General features: G+C 54.9%; 12 protein-coding genes. 10 read left to right on the top strand and 2 right to left on the bottom strand.

Annotated elements, in window-relative coordinates; genetic code table 11:
* The first annotated feature begins 153 nt into the window (after window positions 1-153).
* The 4 genes from QMG16_RS09965 (at window position 154) to QMG16_RS09950 (ending at window position 4,253) form a co-directional block, all read left to right on the top strand.
* Window positions 154-1,497, top strand: coding sequence for a DUF1015 domain-containing protein (locus tag QMG16_RS09965; RefSeq protein WP_281793920.1), 1,344 nt, complete (start codon window positions 154-156; stop codon window positions 1,495-1,497).
* A gap of 130 nt (window positions 1,498-1,627) precedes the next feature.
* Window positions 1,628-2,344 carry a tRNA1(Val) (adenine(37)-N6)-methyltransferase gene (locus QMG16_RS09960; protein ID WP_281793919.1) on the top strand — a complete coding sequence of 239 codons (717 nt, stop codon included), beginning with the start codon at window positions 1,628-1,630 and terminating at the stop codon, window positions 2,342-2,344.
* Between the two features lie 97 nt (window positions 2,345-2,441).
* Window positions 2,442-3,233: an SDR family oxidoreductase gene (locus QMG16_RS09955; RefSeq protein WP_281793910.1), complete on the top strand. Its 792-nt coding sequence runs from the start codon at window positions 2,442-2,444 to the stop codon at window positions 3,231-3,233.
* A 15-nt stretch (window positions 3,234-3,248) separates the two neighbouring features.
* Window positions 3,249-4,253 (top strand): beta-ketoacyl-ACP synthase III, encoded by a 1,005-nt coding sequence (locus QMG16_RS09950; protein WP_281793909.1) that lies wholly within the window; start codon window positions 3,249-3,251, stop codon window positions 4,251-4,253.
* A gap of 100 nt (window positions 4,254-4,353) precedes the next feature.
* Here QMG16_RS09950 and QMG16_RS09945 read toward each other — a convergent pair whose 3' ends face one another.
* Window positions 4,354-5,250, bottom strand: coding sequence for a thiamine pyrophosphate-dependent enzyme (locus QMG16_RS09945; RefSeq protein WP_281793907.1), 897 nt, complete (start codon window positions 5,248-5,250; stop codon window positions 4,354-4,356).
* Between the two features lie 187 nt (window positions 5,251-5,437).
* The gene (locus QMG16_RS09940; RefSeq protein ID WP_281793906.1) at window positions 5,438-6,646 is read right to left on the bottom strand and encodes a transketolase C-terminal domain-containing protein; all 1,209 of its coding nucleotides are present in this window, start codon (window positions 6,644-6,646) and stop codon (window positions 5,438-5,440) included.
* A gap of 354 nt (window positions 6,647-7,000) precedes the next feature.
* On the opposite strand from QMG16_RS09940, the gene pilB reads away from it, so the two are divergent.
* The 6 genes from pilB (at window position 7,001) to ileS (ending at window position 17,406) form a co-directional block, all read left to right on the top strand.
* A complete protein-coding gene (pilB, locus tag QMG16_RS09935) occupies window positions 7,001-8,698 on the top strand; it encodes a type IV-A pilus assembly ATPase PilB (protein WP_281793904.1) in 1,698 nt (565 codons plus the stop codon).
* Window positions 8,699-8,759: 61 nt separating this feature from the next.
* Window positions 8,760-9,977 (top strand): type II secretion system F family protein, encoded by a 1,218-nt coding sequence (locus tag QMG16_RS09930; RefSeq protein ID WP_281793894.1) that lies wholly within the window; start codon window positions 8,760-8,762, stop codon window positions 9,975-9,977.
* A 7-nt stretch (window positions 9,978-9,984) separates the two neighbouring features.
* Window positions 9,985-11,712, top strand: coding sequence for a two-component system sensor histidine kinase NtrB (locus tag QMG16_RS09925; RefSeq protein WP_281793892.1), 1,728 nt, complete (start codon window positions 9,985-9,987; stop codon window positions 11,710-11,712).
* Between the two features lie 131 nt (window positions 11,713-11,843).
* Window positions 11,844-12,134 (top strand): co-chaperone GroES, encoded by a 291-nt coding sequence (gene groES, locus QMG16_RS09920; RefSeq protein ID WP_281793890.1) that lies wholly within the window; start codon window positions 11,844-11,846, stop codon window positions 12,132-12,134.
* 64 nt (window positions 12,135-12,198) lie between these two features.
* The gene (gene groL, locus QMG16_RS09915; RefSeq protein WP_281793888.1) at window positions 12,199-13,836 is read left to right on the top strand and encodes a chaperonin GroEL; all 1,638 of its coding nucleotides are present in this window, start codon (window positions 12,199-12,201) and stop codon (window positions 13,834-13,836) included.
* Window positions 13,837-14,616: 780 nt separating this feature from the next.
* Window positions 14,617-17,406: an isoleucine--tRNA ligase gene (ileS, locus tag QMG16_RS09910; RefSeq protein ID WP_281793886.1), complete on the top strand. Its 2,790-nt coding sequence runs from the start codon at window positions 14,617-14,619 to the stop codon at window positions 17,404-17,406.
* Window positions 17,407-17,430: the final 24 nt, after the last annotated feature.

The raw sequence follows: 17,430 nt of genomic DNA, 5'->3' as shown, positions 1-17,430 counted from the left end.
GGAGGGTAAACGCAATGCATGCCGCTTGTCAAAAATCCTCAGCTGTGTTAGCAAAGGAAGCCTTTAAAGCTCGCATTCATATCAAGGACTTGCTCTAAGCCGATCCTCTGATGGCCATTTTTTTGAGTTTAGAATAGAAAGGAAAACTAGATCATGGCAGAAATAGCCCCTTTCCGCGGGCTGCGCTACAATAAGGAAAAAGTTCCAGATCTGGCTGAAGTCGTGATCCCGCCTTATGATGTGATTTCTCCAAAGGAACAGGAAGCTTATCATCAGATGTGCCCATACAATATGGTGCGTTTGGAACTGGGGAAATCCACACCGGAAGATTCCGAACAGGACAATCCGCATACACGGGCAGCCAGGTATTTCCAGGACTGGCAGCGGGAAAAAGTGATCGTTCGAGACGATGATCCTTGTATGTACTACTATGAACTGCACTATTCGCTGACGCCCCAGGTGCGTAAGACACGCTACGGGTTTGTCTGTGCTTTGCGGTTGGAGGATTTCAGTTCCGGCTTTGTCCGCCCCCACGAAAAGACCTTTCAGGCGGTCAAGGACGAAAGGCTGCAGTTGATGTTCGCATGTCAGGCAAATCTGAGTCCGGTTTTTGCCCTTTATGCAGATCCGGACGAATTCGTGGATCGTGCTCTGAGGGCGGGACGCGACGGTGACCCCGTTGCATCTTTCAAAGACCATCAGGGGATGGAGCATCGCTTGTGGCGGGTGAGGGATCTCGAAATTCTCAGGCGGGTGCGGGATCTCATGCGGGATAAGCCTTTGTTCATAGCCGACGGCCACCACAGGTATGAAACGGCCCTGAACTATCGCGACATCCAAAGGCAACGCTGCAAGAATGCGAGTCCCCGCGCCTCCTTTGAATATATCATGGTGTATTTATCCAATCTCAACCAGGAGGGTCTGACGATTCTTCCTACGCACCGGCTGCTCCGGTCCCTCGATTCCCTGGATCTGGAATCCTTTCTGGAAAAGGCGCGAGTTTATTTCGATGTTTCGCGGTTCGAACAGACGGCTTCCGGGGAAAACCAGTGGCGCGCCGGCCTTGAAGCGGGAGCTTCCCGGAAGGATACGGTCATCGGCTTCCATGCGAGACGGGTAGAGGGCTTTTTCCTGATGAAAGCCAAGAGGGATGCGGTTTCTTCTTACCTCTCGAGCATACGGATTCCCGAGGTATTGCAGACCCTGGACGTAGTGGTGCTGGACCAGGTCCTGTTGAAAAAAATCCTGGGGCTTTCCGAATCATTCCTGGCAAATGCCGACAATATACATTTCAGCCACGATTTTTCAAAGACGGTGCAGGAGGTCAAGGAGGGCAATTACGAAGCGGGCTTTCTCATCAATGCGACTCGAATCGAGCAGGTGCAGGATGTGGCTACGAGTGGTTTGATCATGCCCCATAAATCCACCTATTTTTATCCCAAGGTCGGAAGCGGAATGGTCATCCACGCGCTCTCGACGGAGGAGGAAGGGATTTAGAACCTATCCGGAAACCACCTGTAGACTTTGCGACACCCCCCTTAGTCCCCCCTCGAGGGGGGATTAAAGGGGGGTGTCCGCTGCCGAGGTAGGTTTTTGGATAGGCTCTTAGCAGGAGAGGGGAATTCTGGTGTTGACATCCGATACCTTATTTAACGGCAAGCTTGTGGTCCGCCAAGAAAAGGATGGCTACCGCTTTTCCCTGGATGCCGTGTTGCTTGCGGGACTGACGAGGGTGAAGCCCGAGGATCGGATAGTGGATTTGGGGACGGGTTGCGGCATTGTTCCTCTCATTTTGGCATACCGCAAAGGGGCGCAAAAGATTCTGGGCATGGAGCTTCAACCCGACCTGGCGAGGTTGGCTGAACAGAATGTCGAGGCCAATGGTTTTGCGGATCGAATCGAGATCCGGAGAATGGATTTCCGGGACGTCGCACGGCACGTTCAGGCCCAGAGCTTCGACCTTGTGACGAGCAATCCGCCCTATCGCCGCCTGGACACGGGAAAGATCAACCCTCATCCGCAGAAGGCGCTGGCGCGTCATGAGCTGACCGCTTCCATCCGTGAGGTGTTCGCTGCCGGTAAGCATCTTCTGGTGCAGGGGGGGCGTCTCGTGGCCATTTATCCTGCCGCGCGCATGGCGCATCTTCTCTCGGCTGCGCAGGAGCACGGGTTCAGCCCCAAGGAGCTCACGATCGTATATTCTCACGCAGGGGGGGCTGCGCGCCTGGTGTGCCTCGAGAGCAGAAAAGGTGGAGGGGAGGAGCTTCTTATAAGGTCTCCATTTTATATTTATAAAGAAAATCGAGAATATACCGAAGAGATGCAAGCCTTTTACGACGACTAGTACACGGCGGTGAAAGTCCCGTTGTGGTATTAGTGTGACACGGGTTTTATGCAAAAGGGAACCAATTAGAAAATTCCAAATAAGTGGAGGAGTGGAAATGGATTTAGGACTCAAGGGAAAAGTGGCGTTTATTGCGGGTGGAAGTCAAGGTTTGGGAAAGGCCGTTACAATGGAGATGTGCCGGGAAGGGGCAAAAGTGGCCATTTGTGCCCTCGATGATCCTGAACTCCCCAAGGCGGTCGAAGAGATTCGCGCGGCGACGGGGGCGGAAGTGATCGGAATCCCAGCCGATGTGAGCAATGCCGATCAGGCCAGGAATTTCATTCGAAAGGGAATCGAGCATTACGGTACCGTGGATATTCTGGTGAACAACGCGGGGGGGCCCCCTTCCAAAACTTTCCTTGAAATAGACGATGATCTCTGGCATTTCGGTGTGAAGCTCAATCTCATGAGTACTGTCATCATGACACGGGAAGTTGTGCCCATCATGATGGAAAAACGATCGGGCCGCATCATCAATATGACCTCCATATCCGTCAAGCAGCCCATCGATGGCCTGATTCTTTCCAATACCGTCCGTTCCGGCGTCGTCGGTTTGGCCAAGACGCTTTCCAACGAGCTGGCTTCCTACAATATAACCGTCAACAACGTATGCCCCGGATATACCATGACCGAGAGGGTCCGTTCGCTTTCCGTGGTAACGGCGCAAAAAGAGGGAACGACCCCCGAGGAGGTAGTCAAGCGTTGGGAATCTTCCATTCCCATGAAGCGTTTGGGCACCCCGGAAGAATTTGCAGCGCTGGTGACTTTTCTGGCCTCTGAGCGGGCGGGTTACATTACCGGCGCTTCCATCCAGATTGACGGTGGATGGTACAAAGGGGTCATGTAAAACGAGGATAGAAAAATGTCAGTTCGAACGGCTTATATTCGTTCAGTGGGCCGCTTCTTGCCGGAGCGGCGTTTAACCAATAGCGATCTTGAAAAGATGGTTGATACCAGCGATGAATGGATCGTTACCCGGACAGGCATTCGTGAACGGCGCATTCTGGAACCTGGCAGGGGCAACTCCCATATGGCCGTTCGAGCTGCCCAGGAATGTCTGGAGAGGGCCGGTGTCGAACCGGAAGAAGTCGAAGTCATCATCGTGGGGACGGTGACGCCGGATATGATGTTTCCTGCCACGGCCTGCCTGGTGCAAAAGGAACTGGGCGCGAAAAACGCCTGGGGATTCGATCTTTCCGCCGGCTGTTCGGGGTTCATCTTTTCCCTTTCCACCGGAGCTCAGATGATCGAGTCCGGTAGATACAAGAATGTTCTGGTCATCGGCAGCGATGTCATGAGCAGCATCATCGATTATGAAGATCGAAACACATGCGTCTTGTTTGGGGATGGAGCCGGAGCCGTGCTGTTGCAGCCCTGTCCCGAAGAGGGATACGGCATTCTGGATTTCATGCAGCGCATTGACGGCGTTGGAGGGGCTTTCCTGCACATGAAGGCCGGTGGAAGCCTGCGCCCGCCCAGCCACGAAACCGTGGCGAACAAGGAGCATTATGTCTATCAGGAAGGAAAACAGGTCTACAAATATGCCGTAACCGAAATGGCCAATGTTTCCGTGAAGATCCTCGAAAATAACGGACTTTCCGGCAAAGACCTCGCTCTCTTCGTTCCTCACCAGGCAAATTTGCGGATCATCGATGCCTGCGCGCATCGAATGGGCATAGACCGGAGCAAAATCATCATCAATATCGACCGCTATGCCAACACGACCGCTGCAACGATTCCTCTGTGCCTCTACGATGCCCTGCTGGAAGATAAACGTGTGCGGAAGGGGGACTACCTGGTCTTGTCCGCTTTTGGCGCAGGATTTACCTGGGGGAGCATTCTCGTTCGCTGGTGGGAGGAAGAATAATATGAGAGGGGCGGGAAGATTCGTCTTCCCGCCCCTCTCTCAGAGACTGCCTGAAAGCTCCTTTGCCTGGGAGCGAACCAGCTTCGATTTCCCCGCCCCTTTACAAGCCTGCCCGTTTCAGAAGTTGTTCCCAACGTTCATCCGTTTGGCGCTGAAAATCGGCCATCTGTTCCGGAGTCATTTTCTTGAAGCGGCTCTGAAGCTTCAGGTATTCTTCCGCCGGACGTTTCCGGCCGCTGCGCGCCATGCTGAGGCTTTTGCCCGTGAGCCGAAATTCGCCGTTTTCCACTTCATAAAGCACGACGACTCCCGTTTCTACGGCAATGCGGCCGACTTTGACCGTGTCCTTCGTGGCAAATCCCCAGCCCGTAGGGCATGGAACGGCCAGGTGGATGAACCTCGTTCCTTTGATATCCCTGGCTTTGGCAAACTTGTTGAATAAATCCCCAGGATAGGAAGAGCACGTGGTGGCCAGATACGCCGGGTGATGCGCTTCCATGATCTGGATGAAGTCCTTCTTGGGCTGCTCCTTAGGGATGAAGGGGGTGGTGGTGGTGACCGCTCCGGTGGGAGTTGCGCTGGAGCGCTGTGCTCCCGTGTTCATGTATGCTTCGTTGTCGTAGCAGACGTAGATGAAATTGGTTTCGCGCTCTGCGGCGCCGCTCAGAGCCTGAATTCCCATATCGAACGTGCCGCCGTCGCCCGCCATGGCCAATACGGTGAAATCCTGCCCCGTAGCTTTGAGCCCCGCCACCAATCCGGAGGCGGATGCCGCGGTGCTCGCGAAGGTGTTGTTCACCGCGTTGATGGCAATGGGCGTTTTGGGATAGATCCCGTGGAGGATCGTGAGACAGCAAGCCGGATGGGTCATGATCGTTCTGGGACCCAGCGCTTTGAGGATATAACGGTAAGCGATGGGCAGTCCACAACCGGCGCAGGTGCGTGTTCCAGGCAGGATATATTCTCGCTCGGGAAGATCCAAGATAGTGGTCGACATGATCTTACTTCTTTCCTTTCTTCTAATGGTATATAGAGGCCCGTTCGCTTCCCCCCTCGCCAAAATGTTGTTGAATTAAGGTTGAGCGTCTTAAAGCAGTCCCCCTTTGAAGGAAGGGGGAATCGGTTTGTTTAATTCAACAGCATTGCCCTTTGGGGAGAGGGGCAGGGGAAATGGCGGACGGATATCAAACGCCGGCCCCCAACCAGCGGGGACATTCCTGATGTGTGCCCTCGGCGGCGGCCCGGGTCGTTTCGTGCGCGATTTCAAGGAGGTCGGACGGTTTGACGTCCTTGCCTCCCAGTCCGACTATATAATTGAATAGCACGGGTCTGTGGCCGTTGTTGCTGAAAAGGGCCGCTTTCAGTTCTGTAGCCACCGCCCCTTCATAACCATAACTGATGGCTTTTTCAACGACGGCGATGCTTTTGGCCTTCTCGACGGCCTGCGCCAACGCCTTGGCAGGAAACGGCCTGTAGGCACGGATACCGATGACTCCCGCCTTGAACCCTTCCTCCCTCAGGAGGTCCACCGTCTCACTGGCTTCGCTGCTCAAGGAACCCATGGTGACGAACAAAAAGTCGGCATCCTCTGTCTTGTACCGGTAAAGACAATCCTCATACGAGCGTCCAAACCTCTCATTGAAAGATTTTGCCGCTTCCGAAATGACCGGCCATGCAGATTCAAAGCTTTCCTGCAGCCGGTGCCTGAAGCCCATGTAACCGGGGCACAAGTTGCCTTCGCTGTCGGGGATGGGGTCGGTCATGACCACCGGATTGATGTTGACCGGGTTTTCCGCATCGAGCGTGTAAGCCGGCTGGTAGGGGGGGAGGAATGCGTCCACTTCTTCTTGGGAAGGAACGTTGACCGGCATCATGGTATGAGAAAGCCTGAACCCGTCGAAGCAGACCATGGTGGGGATCAGAAGCTGCTCCGCGATTCTGTAAGCCAAAATGACCTGGTCCAGAACTTCCTGATTATTCATGCAATAAAACTGCATCCAGCCGGTGTCGCGTTGAGCGATCGTATCCTGCATATCATTGAGAATGGTCCAGGGCGCTCCCAGCCCCCGGTTGGTGACGGGCATTACAATGGGGAGGCGCGCTCCCGCCGCCCAGTGCAGCTGTTCGTGCATATAAGCCAGACCATTGGCCGCCGTGGCGGTGAAAACTCTGGCGCCGACGATGGATGCGGAAATGCAGACACCCATGGCGGAATGTTCGCTCTCCACACGCACAAATTCAGCGTTCAATTCTCCTCGCTCCACATATTCGGAAAGAACTTCCGGGATTTTCGATTGCGGAGTAATGGGGTAGGCTGCGACAACCTGAACACGGCACAGTTTGGCCGCAAGCGCTGCCGCTTGAGTTCCTGTCAATATGAGTGTCTGTCCCACAGTGATGACTTCCTTTCTATGATATCCGGATAATCTACAAATCTTCCACTCTGCATGGGGTGATGATTGGATGAATAAGAGGGTGCCGCACCTTGTCATCCGACAATGTCGAGTCAGTAGTCCTCCCGTAAAATGAGCCGTCCTCTCGTGCAGACCCATTTAATCCCATAACGACCGAGATACAAGAAGTCAAACAAAAAGAGAAGGTACCCTGATTCCAGGCAAAATGTGTCGCGCAGGGATGAGTTCGTTTCAAGAGAATGAGAGCTTCAACCGATATAGAAAATGGATCGAGAATCGAGAAAGGTCGCTCAAGAGCGCAAGTCGTTTGTCTGCCTAGAAAGGTATGAATCAGTGACCAAAAAACTTGGGGAACTTCTGGTCGCAGCAGGATTGATCAGTCGTGAACAGCTCAGGAAGGCACTGGATGACCAGCAGCAGAGTGGGGAACGTATCGGGACCATTCTGGTGAAACTGGGGGCTATCAGTGAAGAGATTCTGGCCGAATTCATCGCCAAACAGTTTCGCGTGCCTGAAGTCAATCTTGCAAGGCTTTCCATCCCCAAAGACGTCATTGAATTGATTCCAAATGATATTGCCTTGAAATACCAGGTAGTTCCTTTTGGCCTGATGGGCGGCACGCTGAACGTCGCAATGGCTGACCCTGGAAATCTCTTCATCATCGATGATCTGCGGTTCTTGACGCGCAGAAACATTGCGGTCCATGTTTCTTCCGAGAGTGTCATCAAAAAGATAATCCACCAGCAATCCTCGGCAGATGAGGAAAAGATGGACGATGTGCTGGGGTTGCTCAAGGAAGAAACGGATGTATCCCTTGTAGAATCCTCCGATGAATTGGATCTGACTTTTCTGGAGAGTGCAGCGGAACAGGCTCCGGTCGTAAAGTTGGTGAATTTCATTCTCATGGATGCGATCCGCAAACAGGCGAGCGATATTCATATCGAACCCTATGAAAAGGCCATGAGAGTCCGGTTTCGCATTGACGGAGTACTCTATGAGATCATGAAACCTCCCTACCAATTCAAGAATGCGATCATCTCCCGCATCAAGGTGATGAGCCGCCTGGATATTGCCGAAAGGCGCCTGCCCCAGGACGGTCGTATCAAGCTCAAGGCCAGGAATCGGGAGATGGACTTTCGCGTTTCCGTCGTCCCCACCTTATTTGGTGAGAAAGTGGTGCTGAGACTTCTCGACAAATCGGGGCTTCAACTGGATATGACCAAGCTGGGTTTCGAAGATCAGCAATACAAGGAATTTCTGGATGCCATCTACCTCCCTTACGGTATGGTGCTGGTGACGGGCCCGACGGGAAGCGGCAAGACGACGACCCTCTACAGCGCCCTTTCCGAATTGAATAAGGTGACCAGCAATATCTCCACGGCTGAAGATCCCATCGAATACAACCTCTATGGCATCAACCAGGTTCAAATTCACGATTCTATCGGACTCTCCTTTGCCGCCGCCCTCAGATCCTTCCTGCGGCAGGACCCCGATATCATCATGGTGGGGGAAATCAGGGATTATGAAACGGCGGAAATCGCCATGAAAGCCGCCCTGACCGGCCACCTTGTCTTGAGCACCCTCCATACCAACGATGCTCCGAGCACCATCAACCGGCTTCTCAACATGGGAGCGGAAGCGTTTCTGGTGGCTTCCGCAATGAACCTCGTTCTCGCTCAAAGATTGGTCCGGCGCGTTTGTTCGGAATGCGCCGTGGAAGAGGATGTGCCGGTTGAGTCCCTGCTGGAACTGGGTGTTCCGGAAGACAAGCTGGGAACTTTCCGGTGTCTCCGGGGAAAAGGATGCCCCGTCTGCAACCACACGGGGTATCGAGGACGCGTAGCGCTCTATGAAGTCATGACCATGCACGAACCCATCCGGGAATTGGTGCTTCGCGGGGCACCCGGGTCGGAAATCAAACGGGAAGCCGTCAAACTCGGTATGTTGACTCTCAGAAAGAGCGGCATCAACAAATTGATGCAGGGGGTGACCTCCCTGGAAGAGGTTTTCCGCTGTTCGGCCAAGGATTAGGCGGAGCGGGCGAACAGGAGTTGAACTCTCATTGATCGACCATCAAAGCAAGGAGTAGTAAATGCCCACTTATATTTGGAAGGGAATCGATCGGAAGGGGAAAAAGGAGAAGGGGGAGATAGAAGCGGATAATGCCGCCGTTGCGCGTCAGCTTCTGCTCCGCAGGGGCATTACCGTCAAAAGCTTCAAGGAGAAGCCCAAGGATATTTCCGACTACATTCCCGCCCTGCAGCCAAAGGTGAAGGAAAGGGAAATCGTCATTTTCGTGAGGCAGTTCGCCACCATGATCGATGCCGGCCTTCCCCTGGTGCAATGTCTTGAAATCCTGCAGGATCAACAGGACAATCCTACGTTCCGCCGCATCCTTCGGTCGATCAAAAAGGATGTGGAGGAGGGTTCCACCCTTTCCGATGCCCTCAAAAAGCATCCCAAGGTCTTTGACGTTCTCTTTGTCAACCTGGTAACCGCCGGCGAAATGGGAGGAATTCTGGATGTGATTCTAAACCGTCTGGCGGCGTACATTGAAAAGATCTCCAAGTTGAAGAAGAAGGTCAAGGGGGCCATGACCTATCCCGGCATCGTGGTCACCGTGGCGGTTGTCGTGGTCGCCGTGATACTCATCTATGTCATCCCGGTCTTTGCGGGTCTTTTCAGAGACGCGGGGTCCGCTCTCCCCCCTTTGACACTTTTCGTCATCGGCATCAGCGAGTTCGCTCAGAGCTATTTCCACTGGATTCTGCTGGGTATCGTGTTGCTGGTAGTGGGAATCGGGCAGATCCGGCGGACGAAAAAAGGGCGGGACGTGACCGACCGGATGCTCCTGCGCCTTCCCGTTTTTGGCATGCTGCTCCGCAAGGTTGCCGTGGCGAGATTTTCCCGGACGCTTGGAACCATGCTGTCGAGCGGCGTTCCCATTCTTGACGGTCTGGACATTGTAGCCGCCGCTTCCGGAAACACGGTCATCGAAAAAGCCCTTCGGGAAGTGAGATCTAGCATCGCGGAGGGGCGCCCCGTCGCCGATCCCCTGCAGGAGACGAAGGTCTTTCCCCCGATGGTGACCCACATGATCGCCGTGGGGGAATCCACGGGCGCATTGGATAAAATGCTGCACAAGATCGCGGACTTTTATGACGAAGAGGTGGACGTGGCCGTCGATGCGTTGACCTCGCTTCTGGAACCCCTGCTGATTGTTTTCCTTGGAGTGACCGTGGGCGGGTTGCTGATCGCCATGTATCTTCCCATCTTCCAGCTGGCCGACGTCGTATCCCGTGGAGCATGATAAACCTTTGAAACCGGAATTGAGCGTAAGTGTCGCGGCAGCCGACGCTTCTTTCAAGGAGAAGCTCAAGGGGCTGCTCTTTTTCCGCCTTCTTCTGGCCATTCTCTTTCTTTTCCTGACGCTCATCGCTCAGGGCGGCCGGGAAGGAGACCTCCTTTCCGCGCGTCTGCAGCCCCTCTATTTCTTTTCCTGCATTCTCTTCCTCTTCACCATAGTGGCGGCGTTCAGCCTCGAACGGGTTCGCCGCTATCGGCGGTTTGCCTACAGCCAGCTCCTGTTCGACGTCACGGCCGTGACGGTCCTCATCTATCTTTCCGGCGGCCTGGAGAGTCTTTTCTCGTTTCTCTACATGCCCGTGATCATAAGCGCCGCCCTCCTCCTCTACCGCCGCGGCAGCATCTTCATCGCCTCCCTCTGTAGTCTTTCCTACGGGCTGCTCCTGGATTTTCAATATTTTGGATGGATCGCTCCCCTGCATGTGCTCACCCAGACACTTCAGATGAAGGATAGCGGGGCCTATTTCCATACCATACTCATGAATATCGCAGGCTTTTATCTCGTGGCCTATTTGAGCGGCTATCTGGCCGAAGAGCTCCATAAATCGAGCCAGCAGGTTCGAAGGCAGAAAATGGATTTCCATCAACTCGAAATCCTGCACCGCAACATCGTTCAGAGTATGAGCAGCGGACTGCTCACCATCGATCCCCGCGGCACCATTCTCTTTTCCAATCATGCTGCGCGCCAGATCCTGTCGCTTTCCGAAACGGAACTGGAAGGACGCCCTTTCACCGAAGTTTTTCCGCTCCTGGACCCCCGGGCCTGGCGCCGTGAGATTCCTCCCACCCAGCATACCGGCTCCCGGGATACGATGGAACGCAGGGAGGTGCGGTACCAAAAGCCGATGGGCGAAGAGTTGTGCCTGGGGTATACCGTTTCCGTGCTCCAGAAAGGGGAGGGGGAAGCCTCCGGATGGGTCTTCATCTTTCAGGATCTGACTCACCTGAAGGCCATGGAAGAACATGTGCAGCGGGTGGAGCGTCTGGCTTTTGCCGGGCGGATCGCTTCCGAAATAGCGCATGAAATCAAAAATCCCCTGGCAGCCATGAGCGGAGCCGTTCAAATGCTCGGATCCGGAGGGGATTCCGACCCCCTACAGTCGAAACTCGTGAATATCGTGAAAAGGGAAATCGACCGGATCAACGGCCTGATCAAGGATTTTCTATGGCTTGCCAAAGGCGTTCACACGACGGAAAATCTTGAGAGTGTTTCCCTTTGCGCCGTCATACAGGAAATCCTCACCCTGCTTAGGGCGCGTGACAAGATTTCGCCGGCTCACCGGGTCCACACGCTCTTTGAATCCAATCCTTCGTGTCTGGTGGACTCCCATCATATCCGGCAGATTCTCTGGAATATCATTTTGAACGCACTGGAGGCCATGCCGGAGGGGGGGGATCTGACCATCGGTGTGAGTCGTTGCGGCGCAAGGGATTCCGGTAAGGATGAAGTGCGGGTGGAGATTCGCGATACGGGAGAAGGGATTCCACCCGACATTCGGGACCGGGTTTTCGAGCCTTTCTTCACCACAAAACAAAAAGGGACCGGCCTTGGTCTTGGGATCGTCTATCAACTGGTGGAGAAGGCTGGAGGCCGCATAGAAATTTCCAGCCATGAGAACGCGGGGACGACCTTTTCACTTTTTTTCCCTTCCGATGCTTCTTTCCCTCTTGCCAACTGATCCAAAGGTGATTATAAGCACTCATTGAAAGCGAGTGCTAATAGGATCTTTAAATCCTCATTGGGATCAGCAAGCTTAGTTGTCTGGAAATTTGCTTGAATTCATTAGAAGAATCGAAAGGAGTCCACAAAATGAAGCTTAGACCGCTCAATGACCGTGTTGTTGTGAAACGCCTGGAAGAGGAAACCAAGACCGCAGGTGGCATCATCATTCCCGATACCGCCAAGGAAAAACCCATTCAGGGCGAAGTCCTGGCCGTTGGAAACGGCAAAGTGATGGAAGACGGCACCAGGCGTCCTCTGGATATCAAAGCGGGCGATCGCGTGCTTTTCGGCAAATACGCCGGAACCGACATCAAGGTTGAAGGCGAAGAGCTTCTGATCATGCGCGAAGACGATATTCTCGCCATCATTGAAAAATAAATTCATCTTTTAGATCCCACCTAAAAAGCCGGTTAATAAGCCTATTGTTAAGGAGGAATATTTCATGGCGAAACAACTGATTTACGATGTCAAAGCTAGAGAAGCACTGCTCAAGGGAGTCAATACTCTTGCAGATGCGGTCAAGGTAACGCTCGGCCCCAAGGGTCGCAATGTCGTCATTGAAAAGTCTTTCGGCGGCCCCACGGTGACCAAGGACGGCGTGACCGTCGCCAAGGAAATCGAACTGGATGACAAGTTCGAAAACATGGGCGCCCAGATGGTCAAAGAAGTGGCCAGCAAGACCAGCGACGTCGCCGGCGACGGAACCACTACCGCCACGATTCTCGCTCAGTCCATCTACTATGAAGGCTCCAAGCTGGTGGCGGCAGGTGCCAACCCCATGGCCCTCAAGCGTGGCATCGAAAAAAGCGTTGAAACCGTCATCAATGAGCTCAAGAAGATCAGCAAGCCCACCAAGGATCAGAAAGAGATCGCCCAGGTCGGCACCATTTCCGCCAATAACGATTCCACCATCGGCAACATCATCGCCGAAGCCATGAACAAGGTGGGAAAAGAAGGCGTGATCACGGTCGAAGAAGCAAAATCCATGGAGACCACCCTGGAAGTGGTGGAAGGTATGCAGTTTGATCGTGGATATATCTCTCCCTACTTCGTCACGGACCCCGAGAAGATGGAAGTGCTTCTCAACGACCCCGTGATCCTCATCAACGAGAAAAAAATCAGCAACATGAAAGACCTGTTGCCCGTTCTCGAGCAGATCGCCAAGATGGGAAGACCGCTCCTCATCATCGCTGAAGACGTTGAAGGCGAAGCTCTGGCAACCCTGGTGGTCAACAAGCTCCGCGGCACCCTCCATGTCTGCGCGGTAAAGGCTCCCGGCTTCGGGGATCGCCGCAAGGCTATGTTGGAAGATATCGCCATCCTGACCGGCGGGCAGGTCATCAGTGAAGAAAAGGGCATCAAGCTGGAAGCCGTTACCCTCAATGACCTGGGCAAGGCCAAGACCGTCCGTATCGATAAGGACAACACCACCATCGTGGACGGAGCGGGCGATCGCAAGGCCCTCGAAGGCCGTGTGCGCCAGATCCGCACCCAGATCGATGAAACCACGAGCGACTATGACCGTGAAAAGCTCCAGGAACGCCTGGCCAAGCTGGTGGGCGGTGTTGCGGTCATCAGCGTGGGTGCTGCCACCGAGACGGAAATGAAGGAAAAGAAGGCCCGCGTAGAAGACGCTCTCAATGCGACCCGCGCTGCAGTGGAAGAAGGCATTGTACCCGGCGGCGGTGTGGCTTATCTGCGCTGCATCCCTGCTCTGGAAAACCTCAAGCTGGAAGGCGACGAAAAGCTCGGCCTCAACATCGTGAAGCGCGCTCTGGAAGAACCCGCCCGCCAGATCTCCATCAATGCGGGTGAAGAAGGTTCCGTCATCGTGCAAAAAGTCAAGGCTGGCGAAGGCGCGTTCGGCTATAACGCAGAGACCAATGAATTCTGCGACCTTATCGAGGCGGGCGTCATCGATCCCACCAAGGTGACCCGTACGGCCCTTATGAACGCCGCCAGCGTTTCGGCCCTCATGCTCACCACCGAATGCATGATCTCCGAACTTCCCAAGGAGAAGGAAGCCATGCCCATGGGCGGCGGAATGCCTCCCGGAGGCGGAATGGGCGGAATGTACTAATAACCTTATCCGGAAACCACCTGCGGACTTTGCGACACTCCCCTTGGTCCCTCGAGGGGGGAATTGAAGGAGGGTGTCCGCTGTCGAGGTAGGTTTTCTGATAGGCTCTAAGAAATAAGCTCCATTGAGCAGCGCATGACATCACGCGCGTTGCTCTTTCGCTCTGCTTTTGAGCCCTCCCGTTTGGCGATTGAAAACGGGAGGGCTTTTTGTTTTTAGACTCTTGACTTGTTCCATCGGTGTGCTACTAGAATGCTTTTCCGATTGCCGATCAGTTCTGTGAGGTTGGGTTGAGCGGCAGCTCAACCCAACCTGCATTTTGGTCGTTTTATTCAGTGGACAAATACTTAGAGTCTATCCAAAAACCTACCTCGGCAGCGGACACCCCCTTTAATTCCCCCCTCAAGGGGGGATCAAGGGGGGTGTCGCAAAGTCCACAGGTGGTTTCTGGATAGGTTCTTAGTACCAAAGATTGTAAATACGCGGCCATTTCTTTGTAGGAACGGCTTCCAGCCGTGACAGGAACCGGCAACCGCACACCTTGTCGCGGCAGGATGCCGCTCCTACGAAAACGTAGGGGTAAACGGCTGCGTAATTACGAAGACCAGTACTTAGTGCGACATTGTCACATCAACCACGGAGACACGGAGGGCGCAGAGAAAGACCTCCAAATGAAACCTCCGTGTTCTCCGTGGTTAGTTGGAAAAGCAGCGAGATACACCCCGCCGCATGCGGATTATGAAGCGTTGCAGTGCTTTTCAAATATAAGGGGAATGAAACATGGACTACAAGAAGACTCTGAATCTGCCTCAGACTGCGTTTCCCATGAAAGCGAATCTTTCGAAACGTGAACCTGAAATCCTTGCCCGGTGGGAAGAGATGCGACTTTACCATCAGCTGAGAGAAAAGAGTAAAGGACGCCCCAAATACATTCTTCATGATGGTCCCCCCTACGCCAACGGTCATATCCACCTGGGCACCGCTCTCAATAAAATTCTGAAGGACATGATCATCAAGACCCGCCAGATGAGCGGCTACGACGCGCCATATGTCCCCGGCTGGGATTGCCACGGCCTTCCCATCGAGCACAACGTGGACAAGGAACTGGGAGCGCGCAAAAAGACCATGACCAAGGTGGAAATCCGGCAGCATTGCCGCAAGTACGCCGAACGGTTCATCGACATTCAGCGGGAGGAATTCAAACGGCTGGGCGGTCTGGGGGAATGGGAAAACCCGTACCTCACCATGTCCTACGACTATGAAGCGACCATCGCGCGGGAGCTGGGGCGGTTCTTTGCCAGGGGAGGGGTCATTCGGAGCAAGAAGCCCATTTACTGGTGTTCGAGCTGCGGAACGGCCCTGGCGGAAGCGGAGGTGGAGTATCACGACCACGCCTCTCCATCCATCTACGTGAAGTTTCCCCTCTCCCCCGAGAGCCAGTCGAAGATCCCGGAATTTTCGGGAAAGCAGGTTTCCGTCCTCATCTGGACCACGACCCCCTGGACCCTGCCCGCCAACCTGGCCATCACCCTCCATCCCGATTTCACGTATGTGGCGGTCGCGGTCCGGGATGAAATCTGGATCCTGGCCGAAGGGCTCCTGGAAAGCTGCATGCAGAGCTTCGGCATCGAAGATTACAGCCTGATTCGCACCTTCAGGGCCTCCGAACTCGAAGGGCTCAAGTGCCGCCATCCCTTCCTGGATCGGGATTCCGTCCTGATCCTGGGAGCACATGTCACCCTCGATGCGGGCACCGGCTGTGTGCATACCGCTCCCGGGCATGGCCGCGAAGACTACGACATGGCCCTGAAATACGGCCTGGATGTCTACTCCCCCATCGACGACAGGGGTTGCTTCACTTCCGATGTGCCGCTTTTCGAAGGGCAGTTCGTCTTCGACGCCAACAAGGCGGTGATCGCGAAGCTGCAGGAAGAGGGAAAACTGGTCCTTCAAAAGGAGATCAAGCACAGCTACCCTCACTGCTGGCGATGCAAGAAGCCGGTGATTTTCCGCGCCACGGAACAGTGGTTTATCTCCATGGAAAACAACGATCTGAGGAAGAAGGCCCTGGAGTGGATCGACAAGGTGGAATGGATTCCCAGCTGGGGGCGGGACCGCATCCACAACATGATCGCCAATCGCCCCGATTGGTGCATTTCGCGCCAGCGCTCCTGGGGAGTCCCCATCACGGTATTTACCTGCGAGGATTGCGGCGAGATCCTGGCCACGCAGGAGGTCTTCGACCACGTGGTGGCTCTCTTCGAGAAAGAGGGAGCCGATTGCTGGTTTGCAAGGCCCACGGAGGAGCTCCTTCCGGCGGGAACCGTTTGCGGGAAGTGCGGAAGCGCCCGTTTCAAGAAGGAAATGGACATCCTGGACGTGTGGTTCGATTCGGGAGCCTCCTATGCGGCGGTCCTGGAGGGAAGGCCGTACCTGGATGCCCCCGCGGACCTCTATCTGGAGGGAAGCGACCAGCACCGGGGCTGGTTCCACTCGTCTCTCCTGGAAGCGGTCGGCACGCGGGATATGGCCCCCTACAAGGGGGTTCTCACCCACGGGTTCGTGGTGGACGGGCAGGGGTACAAGATGTCCAAGTCCCTGGGAAACGTCATCGCTCCCGAAGAGATCATTCGCCAATACGGGGCGGAGGTCCTCCGGTTGTGGGTCTCCGCGGAGGATTACCGGGACGATATCCGCATCTCTCCCGATATCCTCAAGCGTTTGAGCGAGGCTTACCGCCGGATTCGAAACACCTGCCGCTTCCTGCTGGGGAACCTGAGCGATTTCGATCCGTCCAGGGACGCCGTACCCTACGCCGAGATGGATGAACTGGACCGGTTCGCGCTCTATCAGCTCCAGGACCTGAACCGGAAGATTCGCAGCGCCTACGAACGGTTCGAATTTCACCGGGTGTACCATGCCATCCACAACTATTGCGTGGTGGACCTGAGCGCCTTCTACCTGGATATTTTGAAAGACCGCCTCTATATCACGGGGGCCCGGAGCCAGGCCCGGCGTTCCGCCCAGACGGCCCTCTACGAGATCCTCACTGCGCTTCTGAAGCTCATGGCCCCCATTCTCTCCTTCACGGCGGATGAGGCCTGGAGCTATCTGCCCCACCGCCCCAGCGAAACGGTGCACCTGGAACAGTTCCCCGAAATGAAACCGGAGGTCCTGGACGAGGCCCTGAATCAGCGCTGGCAGACGATCCTCTCTCTTCGAACCGACGTGGCGAGGGCCCTGGAGGGAGCCCGCCAGGCAAAGACCATCGGTCATCCCCTCGACGCCCGGGTGAAGCTCGCCCTGCCCGCTTCCCTGCAGGAAGCCTTTGCCGGTCAGGAAGAGCTCCTCCGCTCCGTTTTCATCGTTTCACAGGTGAGTTTCGTCCCGGCGGCGGAGCTTGCAAATCCCGTGGCCGGGGTTGAAATCGAGGGACTCCAGGTCCAGGTGGAACCTTCCCCCGGAGAAAAATGCGAACGCTGCTGGGTGCGTGCAGAAAGTGTCGGACAGTTCCCCGATCACCCGGCGATCTGCCACCGCTGTCACGCCGTGGTGGCCGGGACGAACTGAATTTCCCTTTTGACCATAAACTGA

It is taken from the genome of Desulforhabdus amnigena (assembly GCF_027925305.1).
GTDB classification, from domain to species: Bacteria; Desulfobacterota; Syntrophobacteria; order Syntrophobacterales; family Syntrophobacteraceae; genus Desulforhabdus; species Desulforhabdus amnigena.
This window is presented reverse-complemented; position numbering and strand designations above follow the sequence as displayed.